Raw genomic sequence first — 14,548 nt, 5'->3', positions numbered from 1 at the left:
TAACAATGATTATCATCAGACAGTTTCAAAGCGGCGAAGAAGCCGAGTTACGCAAGCTTATGTTTGACACTATACGCTCGGTAAATATACAGCATTACTCCAATAGCCAAGTTAATGCATGGGCACATAGCGACGTTGTCGATAAAGGCTGGCAAGACCGATTAAGGAGCAATCAACCCCTCGTCGCCGTGCTAAATGGTAAAATTGTTGGCTTTGCCGATATCCAAACCGACGGCCTTATTGATCACTTTTTTTGCCATGCAGAACATCAAGGCCAAGGCATAGGTAAAGCACTTATGCTCGCACTCTTAGAACACAGCAAAATAACCAACACAACGCGTTTATTTTCTCATGTTAGTAAAACGGCTAAACCTTTCTTTGAACATTTTGGCTTCCAAGTGATAAAGGAACAACAAGTGAAGGTTCGAGGCGAAGTGTTAACCAACTACCTGATGGAAAAGGATATGCCCGCCTACTAGCAGGCATACGGACTATCTTCCCTAGTCTATGGGCGCAAACTGCGTTGGTAAGGCACTAAATTGCAAGGATGGGTTTTGCTTCATCCACTTTTTCTTATTAGGGATTTGGATCTTAAACTCATCATCCGTCACAAACTTTTGGGTTTTACCTTTTGCATCCACAAACTGGATTGATGCAGGTTCGGTAAATGTAAACTCTAGTTCATCAAAGCTTGGAGCAAGCCAAGACAAGCTACCTGCCATCAACTCAACAAAAGCGTCCATATCCTCTAAAAGGATAAACAAATCGCGATACATAACCCGCAGCTTAGTCAGCGGCGCTATATCCGTATTGACCATAATCGCAACAGCATCTTTTTCTTGATTGATCACTAAATTAACTTTATCAGCACGTGACTGCGGGAGAATAGGTAGGTCAATATTGCCGTCTTTATCTATGATACCATCAGCAATGATCTTGCCATCTTGCTCCAGCCATAGCTTAATATCCTCTAGCGCGATATCAGGCTGCTTCACTTCCACTGTAAATTTAGACAAGATATATTGCGACTGCGCTTTGTTGGCGATTAAATCTAGAATTTGATTAATCTCACCATATTCAACACTTCGCTCAGCGGCGAAAACAGAGTTGCAAAGTAAGCTCGCAACAGCACCTAACATCAGTAACTTTTTCATTGGGTTATCCTTTCTTATTGTTATCTTCATAAGAGGAGTCCTTCGAGAAATAGTTCAAAACTTGATCTCAATTCCATACATGCCAAATAGATCAGGCTAAACTCAACATAAGCATATGGAGTGAAAAGGAGTAGCAGATGACCCAAACCGTAGCTGATTTAATGACCCCAGATCCGTTCGCAGTGATTGCTGAAAATACCTTGCAAGATGCGCACAATTTAATGAAAGAAAAAAATGTTCGTCACATTCCTGTGATTGACGAAGCTGGAGCCTTAGTTGGTATGCTCACGCAAAAAATTATGATCGCAAAGGTAATGGGAATAATGGCAACCTATGGCGCAAATGCGCTTGCCAGAAAAGAAAAGCAAACAAAAGTACAAGATATTATGGCGACCGATTTTGCGAGCGTGCGCCCAAGTCAATCACTACAAGATGTGGTGCGCTTTTTTGTCGATAATCGCCATGGCTGTATGCCTGTGGTAGACGAGCAAAACAAACTGGTTGGAATACTAACATCATCAGACTTTGTGCGGCTCGCTGCTGCACTTTTGTCTTAAACGTGGTAATAAACCGAGTGTATTCCGCGGAATACACCCGGCAATCAGCATGATTACGCTTTTTCTTGGAGCGTTCTCGCTACGGTTCTCATACCTAACGTCGTTGCACCCGCAGCCCATTGACCACTAGCGCTATTTTGGAAAGAAGCTGCAAGGTCGATATGCACCCAACCTTGACCTTCATTTGGCACAAAGCGAGATAGGAAACCCGCTGCATTTGATGCACCACCAAAGCCGCCACCTTTTTGTGCTCGGCTGTTAGCTGTATCCGCATAAGGCGATGGACAGTTATTTTGGTGCCACTTTTCTAGAGGTAATGGCCACGCGGCTTCAAATTCGTCACTCGCGAACTGCTGCACATCACCGACAAGTGTTTTGTCTAAACCAAATAACGCATTGTACTCTTGTCCTACAGCAACGAGCGCTGCGCCCGTTAATGTCGCGGCATCAATAATAAGCTCTGCGCCTGTTTCACCGGCAGCCATCAAGCCATCAGCAAGCACTAAGCGACCCTCTGCATCGGTATTTACGATTTCCACTGTGGTACCATTTTTGTAGGTAAGAATATCACCTAACTTATAGGCATGGCCTGAGATAAGGTTTTCAGCACAACATAGGAACAACTTAACACGACGGTCAAAACCACGTTGAATAGCCAGCGCTAAACCAGCCGTTACGGTTGCCGCACCACCCATATCACACTTCATCGTAAGCATGCCTTCGCTTGGCTTAATCGAGTACCCACCTGAGTCAAACGTGATCCCTTTACCCACAAGCGCAGCGCTAACTGGAGCGTCATCATTACCCGTCGGATTGTAGTCAAGCTCAAGCAATACTGGTGGACGCTCACTGCCGCGTCCCACTTCGTGGATACCAATCCATTGCTGCTCTAACAGCGCGTCGCCTTTAATGATTTGATAGCTAACATGCTCAGGTGCCAATGACTGAATAAACTCAGCCGCTTTTCCAGCAAGGCTTTCAGGATAAATGTCTTCGGCCGTGCCGTTGATCATCTGACGCATCCATGTTGCCGATGCTTTTAATGCATCAAGCTCTTTTAGATCTGACTGGTCGTTGTCAACAAACACCACACCATCTAACGCTTTTGGTGACACAAACCCTTGATAAAAAGCCCATTGAGATTCAGTACACCACAAGTCACCTTCTAGATGAACTTGTTTAATCCCTTGTTGTGCGATGCTACGAGCCGCTTTTTGAATATTCTTCAGCGTTTCGTCTTGTTGTAAATGGATAAAAGCACCGTCCTTTTCAAACGACAATGCAGCACCAGCAGATAAATACTCTGGTTTTGCGTCTTCACTCAGTCGTACAATAAATTTCTCTGACATTCTCTTTTCACTCTTGTGCTTGTAAGTGTGGTTAAGTGTACACTAGCCACTAAATACACCCAACCTAAAGCGACCAATGAAGTTTTCTAGGCAATTACAGCAAGCAACCTTGCTCAAACGATATAAACGCTTTCTTGTCGACTTACGCGCCCCAAGTGGTGACGAATTCACCGTACACTGCGCCAATACGGGTAGAATGACCAACTGTGCAGACCCGGGATTTACAGCCTATTATTCCACCAGCGATAACCCTAAACGAAAGTACATTCATTCGTTGGAGCTGACGCAAGATAATGATGGTCATTTTATTTGTGTAAATACAGCGGTGGCTAATAAAGTATCTGTTGAGGCCATAGAGCAAGGAAGAATAACGCAACTGCAAGGCTACAAAACACTTCAAACTGAGGTGAAATACGGGGCTGAAAATAGCCGAATTGATATTTTGTTGAGCAACCTCGAAAATGGACAATCCTCGCAATTCTGCTACGTTGAAGTAAAGTCGGTGACTTTGCTTGAGCAACAGCAAGGTTTTTTCCCTGATGCAGAAACCTTAAGAGGTCAAAAACATCTTAGAGAATTAATCCACATAAAACAGCAAGGTCATCGTGCGGTGTTACTGTTTGCCGCGCTCCATACAGGGATCAATTGTGTCAAACCAGCCAGTCATATCGATCAAAAATATGCAGCGTTAGTAAAAGAAGCAATTTCTCATGGAGTAGAAATCATTGCTTATCGAGCGCATATTGACGACAACCAAGTACAATTAATTGAAGAAATTCCTTTTGATTACGCTTGACTTTTTTCATGCTGCCCACATATAGCCGTGATAGTTTTCTCCCCCAAATAGTTAAACATTGAAAAAAGTGGCTGACATTTGCAGTAAAAAAGTGTTTGCTAAGGGGTAAAGATTTTGCTATTTATACCCGCCGGCGAAAGCTGGGGTTATGTATTAAGGATTTAGGAGAATGGTATGCCAGACCAGAAAAAACTAGGGTTATTGGCTCAAGCCGGTGTAGAACCTTATCAAGAAAAGCCAGGCGAAGAATACATGAATGAAGCACAACGTGCTCATTTCAAAGCGATATTAGAAGCATGGCGTGCCGATCTACGTAATGAAGTAGACCGTACTAAGACACACATGCAAGACGAAGCGGCAAACTTTCCTGATCCTGTGGACCGTGCAGCGCAAGAAGAAGAGTTTTCTCTTGAACTGCGTACTCGCGACCGCGAGCGTAAGCTAATCAAGAAAATTGAGAAAACACTTCAACTTATCGAAGATGATGATTTCGGCTATTGTGAGTCGTGCGGTATTGAAATCGGCATTCGCCGTTTAGAAGCGCGTCCAACAGCTGATCTTTGTGTTGATTGTAAATCTCTCGCAGAAATCAAAGAAAAACAACAAGGCAGAGGATAATCTCAGCCCTGTGTCCCCAAGCTTAAAGCAAACTGGGAGCTATCGCGGTCGATTTGCTCCCTCGCCTTCCGGACCGCTTCATTTCGGCTCTCTTGTGGCCGCCCTGATTAGCTATCTAGATGCAAAAGTCAATCAAGGTAAATGGCTCGTTCGCATCGAAGATATAGACACACCGCGTGTAGTTGCGGGTGCTGCCGACAATATATTAACCACTCTTGAAGCATATGGCCTTTACTGGGATGAAGACGTTGTCTATCAATCGCAGCGCCATGCCCTATACCAAGCCTATTTGACGACACTAAAATCAGACTCCCTTGTGTATGCGTGTCAATGTACTAGAAAGCAAATTAAAGCAATGGGTGGGTTTTATAACAATCATTGCCGAGCTTTAGCGCTAAGTTGGCAAGATAATGCTTTGCGCCTACAGCAGCGCTGTCCAGTTACTGAATTTAATGATGCAATACAAGGCATGGTTGTCATTCCCCCTGCAATTGCGCATGAAGATTACATCGTTAAACGCCGCGACGGCTTATTTGCTTATCAACTGGTGGTGGTCGTTGACGACATAGAGCAAAAGATTAGTCATATCGTGCGTGGTGCCGACCTGCTAGAACCCACAGCAAGACAAATTAGTTTATTTCAACAACTCAATCAGCCATCACCTGAGTACGCTCACGTACCACTGGCTGTCGCAGAGCCCGGATTTAAGTTATCTAAGCAGAATCATGCTCCAGCTATTGATAACCATAACCCGTTACCAACCCTTTATGCCGCGCTGCGTTATTTGCATGTGCCGGTTGATTCTCTCCATAATTATCAAGATGTTGACGCACTACTGACTCACGCTATTGATATTTTTAGTCTAGATAGCGTTCCTAAAGTACAGGAAATTCAACTAGACTCTCTAGAAAATGGCGATTTTGCTTTTCGCCCACTGTTTTCAAGTACTTCAATTTAGTCTCATTTGAGTATATGATAGCGAGCCTTAAATGCGACCTGTTTTAAGACAAAAGCAGTGGTTCACAACGACTAGAATAGAAAACTTGATTGCTCAGGAGACGAGTTATTATTTCCAAGCTTGTAAACTTTTGCCGCCAGTTTGTAACTGGAAAAGGCGATGAGACGGTGAAAATGGCCAGCCCGACACCTGCGATAATTCCTCGCAGCGAGCATGGTATATCTCGTAAACAATTTAGCCCTAACGCTATCAAAGTGCTCTATCGCTTAAAAGACGGTGGCTATGATGCCTACCTAGTTGGTGGTTGTATCCGCGATATCATGCTAGGAATAGAGCCTAAAGACTTTGATGTCGTTACCAATGCGACACCTGAACAAATCAAAAAGCTCTTCCGTAACTGTCGCTTAATAGGTCGTCGCTTCCGTCTTGCGCACATTGTTTTTGGGCGGGAAATTATTGAAGTTGCCACCATGCGTGGCCACCATCAAAGTGATGACTCTTGTGCCACGACAAGTCAGGCCAGCGAACACGGGCAGCTATTACGCGACAATGTCTACGGCAGTATTGAAGAAGACGCCGAGCGCCGCGACTTTACTATCAATGCACTATATTATTCGATTAATGACTTCACCTTACGCGACTTTGCCGGTGGTGTTGCTGACATTAAAGCGCGTAAAATTGAGCTGATTGGCGACCCTGAAACTCGCTATCGTGAAGATCCGGTACGTATGCTGAGAGCTATCCGCTTTGCAACCAAACTGGATATGGAGATTGCTACCCCGACCCGCACTCCGATTAAAGCACTAGCGCCGTTACTTGGGCATATTCCAGCTGCACGCTTGTTCGAAGAAACGCTAAAGCTATTTTTAAATGGTAAAGCGGAAGAAAACTTTCTTCAGATGCGTGAATACGGCTTGTTTGCACAATTATTCCCAGCGTTAGATAAAATCCTAGCACAGCCTGATAATGACTTTGAACGTCGCTTTATTCAGCAAATGTTTGCCAATACGGATAGCCGTATCAACGCGGATAAAAAAGTAACCCCTGCCTTTATCTATGCAGCACTTTTATGGTTCCCGATTTTAGCTAAAAGCGAAGCGCTCGCGGCCGAAGGTATGAATGAATATGATGCCTTTATGCAAGCCATTAATCACGTCCTTGCTGAAAATGCTAAACACGTTGCTGTGCCTAAACGCTTTACTTTAGGTGCCCGAGATATCTGGCATATTCAACAACGCCTAGATAAACGTTCAGGCCAGCGTGCATATCGCCTAAGCTTGCAGCCGAGATTCAAAGCCGCATATGATTTCCTATTATTGCGTGTTGAAAGTGGTGAGCAAGAGCAAGAAGAACTTGCAGCTTGGTGGACTGATTACCTCAAGAATGACGTCATCGGCCAAAAAGACATGGTTCGCAACTTAGGTAACCAAAGCAAACCTAAGCGTCGTTATAATAGACGTAAGCCAAAAAGAAAACCAAAAGAAGATTAAATGAATATTGCGTACATTGGATTGGGTGCAAACCTATCCGAACCGATGGCACAAATACAGCGAGCACTCGATGTGCTCGCCGCCCATCCAGACCTCTCGCTTGTCCAGCACTCTAGCCTGTATGGCTCAAAACCTATGGGCCCTCAAGATCAACCTGATTATGTGAATGCCGTAGCAAAACTGGCGACATCATTAACAGCAGAGTCTTTACTCGATGTGTTGCAACAAATAGAGCTTGAACATGGTCGTGTACGCAAAGCTGAGCGCTGGGGACCGCGCACGCTCGATTTAGATATTCTGCTTTTTAATACCGACACCATTAACAGTGATAGACTTACGGTGCCACATTACGGCTTGAAAGTAAGAGAATTTGTCGTCTATCCACTATTAGAGATAGCGCCAGAGCTCAAATTACCTGATGGCACTGAGCTTAGTTCTTTAACACAAAAGTTACCACTTAACGGATTAGCAATCCTCAAATAAACCAATCCAAGGGGTTTACCATGGCAAAAATTTCCGTCTCAACACTTGCCAAAATGAAGCGTGAAGGAACAAAAATAACAGCCCTCACCGCATACGATGCAAGTTTTGCAAAGTTATTTCACGACAATGGCGTAGATGTCATCTTAGTGGGTGATTCTCTGGGTATGGTTTTACAAGGTGGTGAAGACACTTTAGCCGTTACCACGGATGACATTGCCTATCACACCCGTTGTGTCAGAGCTGGTTGTAAAGAGCTATTCGTTATCGCCGATATGCCTTTTATGAGCTATTCAGATCCGCAGTCAGCCTGTCAGAATGCAGCTACCTTGATGCGCTCTGGTGCTAATATGGTTAAGCTTGAAGGTGGTGAATGGCTTTACGACAGCATTGCACTGCTTACTCAGCAAGGGATCCCAGTTTGTGGTCATTTAGGTTTAACCCCACAATCAGTGCACGTGTTTGGCGGCTTTAAAATTCAAGGTCGTGAAGAAGCACAAGCGCAAAAGATGATAGCCGATGCACAAGCGTTAGAACGTGCTGGTGCTCAAATGATTGTGATTGAATGTGTGCCTTCAGCACTGGCTAAACGTATTACCGACGCCGTGGCAATTCCGGTCATTGGTATTGGCGCTGGTAAAGAGACCGATGGCCAAATTTTGGTTATGCATGACTTGGTCGGTATTTCTGCAGGCTATATTCCTAAGTTCTCGAAGAACTTCCTGCTCGAAACTGGCAACATGCCAGATGCGGTGAAAAAGTTTTGTGCAGACGTGCAATCAGGTGACTTCCCGGGGCCTGATCACGAATTTAATTAAATTTGCGATGAGCGATGCTTATCGCTGAGTCTGATCCAAGCGTTTTGTTTGGGTTGGTATTGTTATTATTGAGTTAGAGTACAACATGCAATCAGTTACTGAGATTAAATCGTTACGAAGCCAGATTAAAGCTTGGCGCCAACAAGGGTTGAGCATAGCCTTCGTACCAACGATGGGTAACCTTCACCGTGGTCATTTTTCCTTAGTAGAAAAAGCGAAAACCCTAGCGGATAAAGTCGTTGTCAGTATCTTTGTAAACCCAATGCAATTTGGTGCGAACGAAGACCTCGACAGCTACCCACGTACGCTTGAACAAGACAAGCAAGGCCTTGCAGAACTAGAAACCGATATTGTGTTTACGCCTACCGTTGAGACCATATATCCTAACGGCCTAAATGCGCAAAGTTTTGTTGATGTGCCGGGAGTATCTGAAGGACACTGTGGTGGTACACGCCCTGGACACTTTCGTGGCGTTGCAACGGTTGTCACTAAACTGTTTAACTTAGTACAACCTGATTTTGCCTGCTTTGGTGAAAAAGACTTTCAACAGTTACAGGTCATCAAAACAATGGTGAAAGACTTGTCTATTCCTGTTGAAGTGATTGGTGTTGCGACTCAAAGAGAAGTTTCTGGACTGGCGATGAGCTCACGTAATGGTTACCTCTCTGAATCTGAAAAAGATACTGCTAAAGTACTTTTTCAAGCGCTAAAAGCAGCAGCTGACGCTATAGAGAATGGCGAAAAAGACTTTTCGAAGGTAACAAAAAATGCAACAGAAATGCTGCATAATGCGGGTTTAAAGTTGGATTATTTTAACATTTGTCAAAAAGATAGCTTGAAACCTGCTACACTCGAAGATAATCAACTCGTCATTCTTGCCGCAGCTTTTCTCGGCAAAGTCAGACTGATTGATAATATTCAAGTCACAGTCTAAGGAATAATAATGAAAATTGCGTTCGCCTTATTAGTATTTTCTACCACCCTATTGGGGTGCAGTAACTCTATCTCACCTGAGTTAAATCAGTGTGCACAGCAGAACTATCAATGCGAACGCAGCTGTGAGATGCAAAACACACCAGAGACAATGTCTTTACAGATATGCACTGATAAATGTATTGAGCAGTATAATGCCTGCAAAGTACAGGCTGAAAAAATTACCGAGAGCAAACGATAGTTTGCTCTTTTTGGCAAAAAATTCCCTTAATATTCTTTTAAATACAAGCACTTTCTAATTCCCGCAGTTATTTTTTATTCACCTTTTTAGAATATTTTGCGATACAATAAACTGGTCTGATGAGATGGACATACAACACCAACTTAACTTGGCTCAAGACTTGGTTTCTTAAACAATGCAAGCAGTGAGCACTAACTTTTCTTAATAACTTGTTATTTCTGGTTTTTATTCTAATCTCTAAGACAAAAGTAACACTATTGTTGAGCTCAGTATCAGCGCTTTTAATGAGTGTTACAGACACGACTCTTTGCAAAGAAAATGGGAATCAATATGAAAAAGTCAGCAATTGCATTAGCGATAGCGCTTGGGACAGTGAGTTTTCACAGCGCCGCTGAAATCAGAATTAATGGTTTTGCTTCCATTATTGGTGGTCAAACGCTAGATAGTGACGACACACTATATGGCTATGACAATGATTTTGATATGGAGAATCGTAGCTTATTCGCCCTACAACTTTCCGCCGATCTACAAGAAAGTCTAACTGCCACAGCACAGATCGTAGGCCGTGGTCAGAATGACTTTGATGCCGAGTTTGAATGGGCATACTTAACTTATGCGATTTCAGACTCGTCACAGATAAGCGCAGGTAAAATGCGCATACCATTCTATCGCTATTCTGACTTTTTAGATGTGGGCTATGCATACCGCTGGGTTAAACCACCTCAATCTGTATATAACCTAAGCTTTAGCACCTATAACGGATTGAGTTATATCCATAATTCGACATTAGGGGAATGGGAAAGCACTGTACAGCTAGCTTTAGGCAGCGTAGATGACGACATTGTTGCTATTACCTACTCAGATGAAGCTGAGTTGAACAACACAGTAGGTATTAACTGGACACTAAGCAGAGATTGGTTCAGTGCGCGTGCGGCCTACTTTGCTACCGAAGCGAGCATTAGTGCAGCTAATAGCCCTGAACTATCGGGGTTGTTGGCAGGGTTAACTGGCTATGGGCTAACTCAACAAGCGGATGATATTGCTGTCGATAAGGATGATGCTTACTTTGCCGCGATTGGTATTGCTATCGACTATAACGATATCTTGTTCGATGCAGAATACACTCAGTTTGAAGTGGATAACAGCATACTAGCTAAACAACAGCAGTATTACGCTTCCCTCGGTTACCGTATTGATGCATGGACAGTCCACCTAACCTACGAACACAATGAAGATAAGAATGAGAATGACGAGTTTAACTCTGTCCCACTCACCATCACCGCTCCAAATGGTGTAACCATTCCTGTCACGACCGATCCAACCAATCCAAATGCACCTTATTTAAGAACACTTGTTAATGGTGCGCTTGCAGGTGCTCGTGCAGAATCAGAAACGTGGAGTATTGGTGCACGTTATGACTTCCATCCGTCAGCAGCATTCAAGATTGAACTAAACCAATTCGATAACACATTGACAGATCAAAAAGTTGAACTGTTGAGCTTCGGTATCGATTTAGTATTCTAACGGAGGCTAATATGATTAAAAAAATAATGACCTTAGGGCTACTGTTAGCCAGCCAAGCAGCTTTAGCAGATGTTGCCATTATCGTGAACTCAGCAAATGCATCTACTGTGGATGACAGTACTATCAAAAAGTTATTCCTTGGCAAAAGCAAATCATTTGCCGATGGTAGTAGTGCGACCCCTGTGAATCAGGATGGTAATGCTGTATTTGACGAGTTTAACGACAAAGTGATTGGTAAATCTAGCTCTCAGCTAAATGCTCATTGGTCTAAATTAGTATTCACCGGTAAAGGAACACCTCCGAAGAAGCTAGATAACGATCAAGCGGTAATCGATTTTGTTTCGAGCAATGCAGACGCAATCGGTTATATTGATGTAAGTAAAGTAACCGGAGCCGTCAAAGTGATAGGTAAATACTAGGGCCTGTTGACCTTTGCTGTTTGATTTTTGTTCTTCTGAGTGGGTTTTGGTCGCGACGCTCGACTTGCCGCCTAGTGATCTAGGCAAAAGTTGAGCAACAATGATCAAAGCGCACTCAGGTGAACCCAAAGGGCAGCGCTTGATTGGCATTTCTACTGTGTTCTCGCCTGACTCACATAGAATGACTATGCTACGCAGGCTCTGCCTTGTATAAATACCAATCAAACTGCTGCAAAAAGCAAACTTGAAAGATAAACAGGCCCTAATATTCCTTATCAAATAAAAACAGCCACTTAATGTGGCTGTTTTTATTTATTGTTTAAAAATTAAAGCATTAGACTCTAAATTTTGAGGTTGCATCTTTCAAGTTATCGGACAATACATGGAGATTTTCAGCAACGTCTTGTACTTCATTCAACGCTTGCATTGTGTCTTGGAAAGACTGGTGCATAGATGTCACATTATTCACTACCATAGCTGCTACCGAGGTCTGCTCTTCCGTTGCCGCAGCAATTTGGCCATTCATGCTATTAATTGACAAGATTTGTGCTGCTATCTGCTCAATCGACTGCCCAGTTTGTGCTGCAGCTTCAGCGTTATTAATTGCCATACTGCTTGCACTTGTCATTGCTTTCACCGCTTGATTTGCTGCTTCTGTTAGCACATTTAAAAGCTCTCTTATCTCATTGGTCGACTTGGCTGTTCTTGAGGCTAATTCGCGGACTTCATCGGCAACCACCGCAAAACCTCGACCTTGCTCACCAGCACGAGCAGCTTCAATCGCAGCATTCAAGGCTAGTAAATTGGTTTGCTCTGCAATTGATGTGATCACATTTAAGATTTGCGTCACGTTCTGCGTATCATCAGCTAGCTTATTGATCGTCTCTGCTGCATGATTAATTTCTTCACTTAACGCTTGTGATTCGTTAACTGACACCTGAATTTGGCGCTTACTCTGCTCAACTTCTTGTTCGGCCAGCTGGGCAGCATCAGAGGCTTGTGACGCCGAGTGAGAGATATCACCCACACTTAACCGCATTTCTTCCATAGATTGACGTACCACTTCTGCGTCATGCGTTTGTTGATTCGTTGCCCCTTCTGCTTTTTCCATGCCCTGAACAAGACGACTTGAGTCTTTCATCAAAGGCTCGACGACACTCATCACCTCGACAACCGCCCCTTTTAGTAACGCAACAAATTCATTGAAGTTTATGGATACTTGACCAATTTCATCGTGAGAGCGCACATTGAGCGTAGTAGACAAAGAACCCTGCCCCTGCGCTAATAGTTTCAGATTTTGCGCCGCATCCTTAGCAGAGTTACCAATACCTCTTGCAATCACAACCGCTAAGAAAACCAGCACAAGTAAAGAAATAACGGCCACAATCAACATTATCGTGAGCGCGTTTGCTGAGCGCTCTTCGGTATTTTGAAGTAATTCAACAAAACGATCATTCGCGTTCGTTTTAGCCTTGGTAAAATCTGCGACTAAACCTTCGTAGATTTCAGTTTTCTTTTTGGCATCTTCTTGGATACGGGAAAAATCAGCTGTACCATCTATCATTCCCCCAGCAATTTGTTGCGCAATTTTGCCGTATTGTGCAAGTTCGTCGCTATTATCTGAAGGCATAAAGCCGCTTTGTACCGACTCAATTTTTTGCAGGTTAGCTTGGATTTGCTGTTGATATTCTTTTGCTTTATCTAGTAATTCAGCATCCCCGAAGGTTACAGCTTGAGTGAATAGCTCATCTAAATTCTGCAGCTTATTTGCGTTTTCTGTGGCGAGGTTAAGAATTTTGTATGTCTGCTCCTCTAATTCATTTAATGCCCTTTGATTAGAGCTAATAGCGTTGTAATTAACAAACACGATAACCACAAAAGCGACAACCGCAACGAGCGTAATTGCGTGGATCTTTTTGGTGATACTAAGATCAGCAAAAGCAGTACCTAGACTCATATATACACCTTTTGAAGTAAGACGAGTTCATTATCGACTGATTTATTATAAATTTTAACTAAATATAGAATATTTCCAGCTTTTTTGCCGCTTGAGGATGAAGATTTAAACAAATTATTCAATCTGGGAACATGGAAGTGTGAAAATAAAAAATGCCGCTCAATGAGCGGCATTAATAACAACAAGTAATTAGCGGGTTGAGTAATTGATTAAAGTAAACCTAACTTTTTCAATTCACGTGTCGCCATTTCGCTAGAAAGAGGAACATAACCGTCTTTCTCAACAATTTTTTGACCTTCTTTAGACAATACCATCTTCAAGAATTCAGCTTCGATAGGTGCTAATTCTTTATTAGGGTGCTTGTTTACATATAGGTATAGGAAGCGAGACAGTGGGTATTTACCCTGTGCCACATTTTCTAATGTTGCATCAACGTAGTTCGTGCCTTTTTTCGCTAGTGGTACGGTACGTACGCCTGACGTTTTATAACCGATACCAGAGTAACCAATCGCATTCACTGAAGACGAGATAGACTGTACTACAGACGCAGAACCTGGCTGCTCGTTAACATTATTGCGGAAGTCACCTTTACACAGTGCTTTTTTCTTGAAGTAACCATAAGTACCAGATACTGAGTTACGACCATAAAGCTGAATATCTTTTGCAGCCCAATCACCCGTTAGACCAACATCACTCCAGCGATTTGCCTGTGCTGCCGAACCACACTTGCGCGTTGAAGAGAAGATTGAATCAACCTGTTCAATTGTTAAGCCTTCAATTGGGTTATCTTTGTGTACAAATACCGCTAGCGCATCAATTGCTACGCGGATTTCTGTTGGCTTATAACCATAACGCTTTTCAAAAGCTTCGATTTCTTTTGACTTCATCTTACGGCTCATAGGGCCGAAGTTTGCCGTTGCTTCCGTTAGTGCTGGTGGCGCAGTAGAAGAACCAGCAGCTTGGATTTGGATATTTACGTTAGGGTAAATTCTTTTATATTCTTCTGCCCAAAACGTCATCATGTTGGCAAGCGTATCAGAACCTACAGAAGAGAAGTTTCCTGAGATACCGCTGGTTTTATTATACTCTGGTAACTTTTCGTCTAAAGCAGATACTTGAGTAGAAACTAATGTAGTAATAGCCACACCCATTGCGGCAACTAAGCTTTTAAATTTCATTGGGGTCACTCCAGTTGTTGGTCCCAGTTATTTTACGCAGCTCATTGTGCAGCGATAAAATGACAATAAAATTACT

Annotated in this window: 17 protein-coding genes; 12 read left to right on the top strand and 5 right to left on the bottom strand. The window is 43.1% G+C overall.

Translation table 11 applies throughout. The features are described from left to right. Positions 1 to 5: 5 nt before the first annotated feature. Entirely contained in the window at positions 6 to 479 is a 474-nt protein-coding gene (locus tag BB427_RS17260; protein ID WP_069022172.1) for a GNAT family N-acetyltransferase, read from the top strand. Positions 480 to 500: 21 nt separating this feature from the next. Here BB427_RS17260 and BB427_RS17255 read toward each other — a convergent pair whose 3' ends face one another. Continuing rightward, a complete protein-coding gene (locus BB427_RS17255) occupies positions 501 to 1,154 on the bottom strand; it encodes a DUF2987 domain-containing protein (protein ID WP_069022170.1) in 654 nt (217 codons plus the stop codon). Positions 1,155 to 1,291: 137 nt separating this feature from the next. On the opposite strand from BB427_RS17255, the gene BB427_RS17250 reads away from it, so the two are divergent. Further along, the gene (locus tag BB427_RS17250) at positions 1,292 to 1,711 is read left to right on the top strand and encodes a CBS domain-containing protein (RefSeq protein WP_010378791.1); all 420 of its coding nucleotides are present in this window, start codon (positions 1,292 to 1,294) and stop codon (positions 1,709 to 1,711) included. Positions 1,712 to 1,764: 53 nt separating this feature from the next. On the opposite strand, the gene pepB is transcribed toward BB427_RS17250, so the two are convergent. Further along, the gene (gene pepB, locus BB427_RS17245) at positions 1,765 to 3,060 is read right to left on the bottom strand and encodes an aminopeptidase PepB (protein WP_010378789.1); all 1,296 of its coding nucleotides are present in this window, start codon (positions 3,058 to 3,060) and stop codon (positions 1,765 to 1,767) included. A gap of 76 nt (positions 3,061 to 3,136) precedes the next feature. On the opposite strand from pepB, the gene sfsA reads away from it, so the two are divergent. The 10 genes from sfsA (at position 3,137) to BB427_RS17195 (ending at position 11,337) form a co-directional block, all read left to right on the top strand. Then, positions 3,137 to 3,856: a DNA/RNA nuclease SfsA gene (gene sfsA, locus BB427_RS17240; protein ID WP_039491458.1), complete on the top strand. Its 720-nt coding sequence runs from the start codon at positions 3,137 to 3,139 to the stop codon at positions 3,854 to 3,856. 174 nt (positions 3,857 to 4,030) lie between these two features. Further along, complete coding sequence (gene dksA, locus BB427_RS17235; RefSeq protein ID WP_039491461.1) at positions 4,031 to 4,474, top strand: RNA polymerase-binding protein DksA; 444 nt, start codon at positions 4,031 to 4,033, stop codon at positions 4,472 to 4,474. A gap of 10 nt (positions 4,475 to 4,484) precedes the next feature. After that, entirely contained in the window at positions 4,485 to 5,432 is a 948-nt protein-coding gene (gluQRS, locus tag BB427_RS17230; protein ID WP_069022168.1) for a tRNA glutamyl-Q(34) synthetase GluQRS, read from the top strand. A gap of 173 nt (positions 5,433 to 5,605) precedes the next feature. After that, on the top strand, positions 5,606 to 6,922 hold the full coding sequence (pcnB, locus tag BB427_RS17225; RefSeq protein ID WP_069022166.1) for a polynucleotide adenylyltransferase PcnB: 1,317 nt from the start codon (positions 5,606 to 5,608) through the stop codon (positions 6,920 to 6,922). After that, complete coding sequence (folK, locus tag BB427_RS17220) at positions 6,923 to 7,405, top strand: 2-amino-4-hydroxy-6-hydroxymethyldihydropteridine diphosphokinase (protein ID WP_069022164.1); 483 nt, start codon at positions 6,923 to 6,925, stop codon at positions 7,403 to 7,405. 20 nt (positions 7,406 to 7,425) lie between these two features. After that, positions 7,426 to 8,220 carry a 3-methyl-2-oxobutanoate hydroxymethyltransferase gene (panB, locus tag BB427_RS17215; RefSeq protein ID WP_069022163.1) on the top strand — a complete coding sequence of 265 codons (795 nt, stop codon included), beginning with the start codon at positions 7,426 to 7,428 and terminating at the stop codon, positions 8,218 to 8,220. 85 nt (positions 8,221 to 8,305) lie between these two features. Next, positions 8,306 to 9,154, top strand: a complete 849-nt coding sequence (gene panC, locus BB427_RS17210; protein ID WP_069022161.1) for a pantoate--beta-alanine ligase — start codon at positions 8,306 to 8,308, stop codon at positions 9,152 to 9,154. Positions 9,155 to 9,163: 9 nt separating this feature from the next. After that, on the top strand, positions 9,164 to 9,394 hold the full coding sequence (locus BB427_RS17205; protein ID WP_039491465.1) for a hypothetical protein: 231 nt from the start codon (positions 9,164 to 9,166) through the stop codon (positions 9,392 to 9,394). 330 nt (positions 9,395 to 9,724) lie between these two features. Continuing rightward, entirely contained in the window at positions 9,725 to 10,918 is a 1,194-nt protein-coding gene (locus tag BB427_RS17200; protein ID WP_069022159.1) for a porin, read from the top strand. 11 nt (positions 10,919 to 10,929) lie between these two features. Further along, the gene (locus BB427_RS17195) at positions 10,930 to 11,337 is read left to right on the top strand and encodes a phosphate ABC transporter substrate-binding protein (protein ID WP_069022158.1); all 408 of its coding nucleotides are present in this window, start codon (positions 10,930 to 10,932) and stop codon (positions 11,335 to 11,337) included. Here the strand turns inward: BB427_RS17195 and BB427_RS24910 are convergent. The 3 genes from BB427_RS24910 to BB427_RS17185 form a co-directional block, all read right to left on the bottom strand. Next, positions 11,227 to 11,487 carry a hypothetical protein gene (locus tag BB427_RS24910; protein WP_083229906.1) on the bottom strand — a complete coding sequence of 87 codons (261 nt, stop codon included), beginning with the start codon at positions 11,485 to 11,487 and terminating at the stop codon, positions 11,227 to 11,229. The two genes, BB427_RS17195 and BB427_RS24910, sit on opposite strands and share 111 nt — an antisense overlap. A gap of 184 nt (positions 11,488 to 11,671) precedes the next feature. Then, on the bottom strand, positions 11,672 to 13,294 hold the full coding sequence (locus BB427_RS17190; RefSeq protein ID WP_010378764.1) for a methyl-accepting chemotaxis protein: 1,623 nt from the start codon (positions 13,292 to 13,294) through the stop codon (positions 11,672 to 11,674). 209 nt (positions 13,295 to 13,503) lie between these two features. After that, positions 13,504 to 14,472 carry a PstS family phosphate ABC transporter substrate-binding protein gene (locus BB427_RS17185; RefSeq protein WP_017216573.1) on the bottom strand — a complete coding sequence of 323 codons (969 nt, stop codon included), beginning with the start codon at positions 14,470 to 14,472 and terminating at the stop codon, positions 13,504 to 13,506. Positions 14,473 to 14,548 lie beyond the last annotated feature (76 nt).

This window comes from Pseudoalteromonas sp. BMB (genome assembly GCF_001709235.1).
Classification (GTDB): domain Bacteria; phylum Pseudomonadota; class Gammaproteobacteria; order Enterobacterales; family Alteromonadaceae; genus Pseudoalteromonas; species Pseudoalteromonas maricaloris.
The sequence above is the reverse complement of the archived record's forward strand: the minus strand, read 5'-3'. Positions and strand labels throughout refer to the sequence as shown.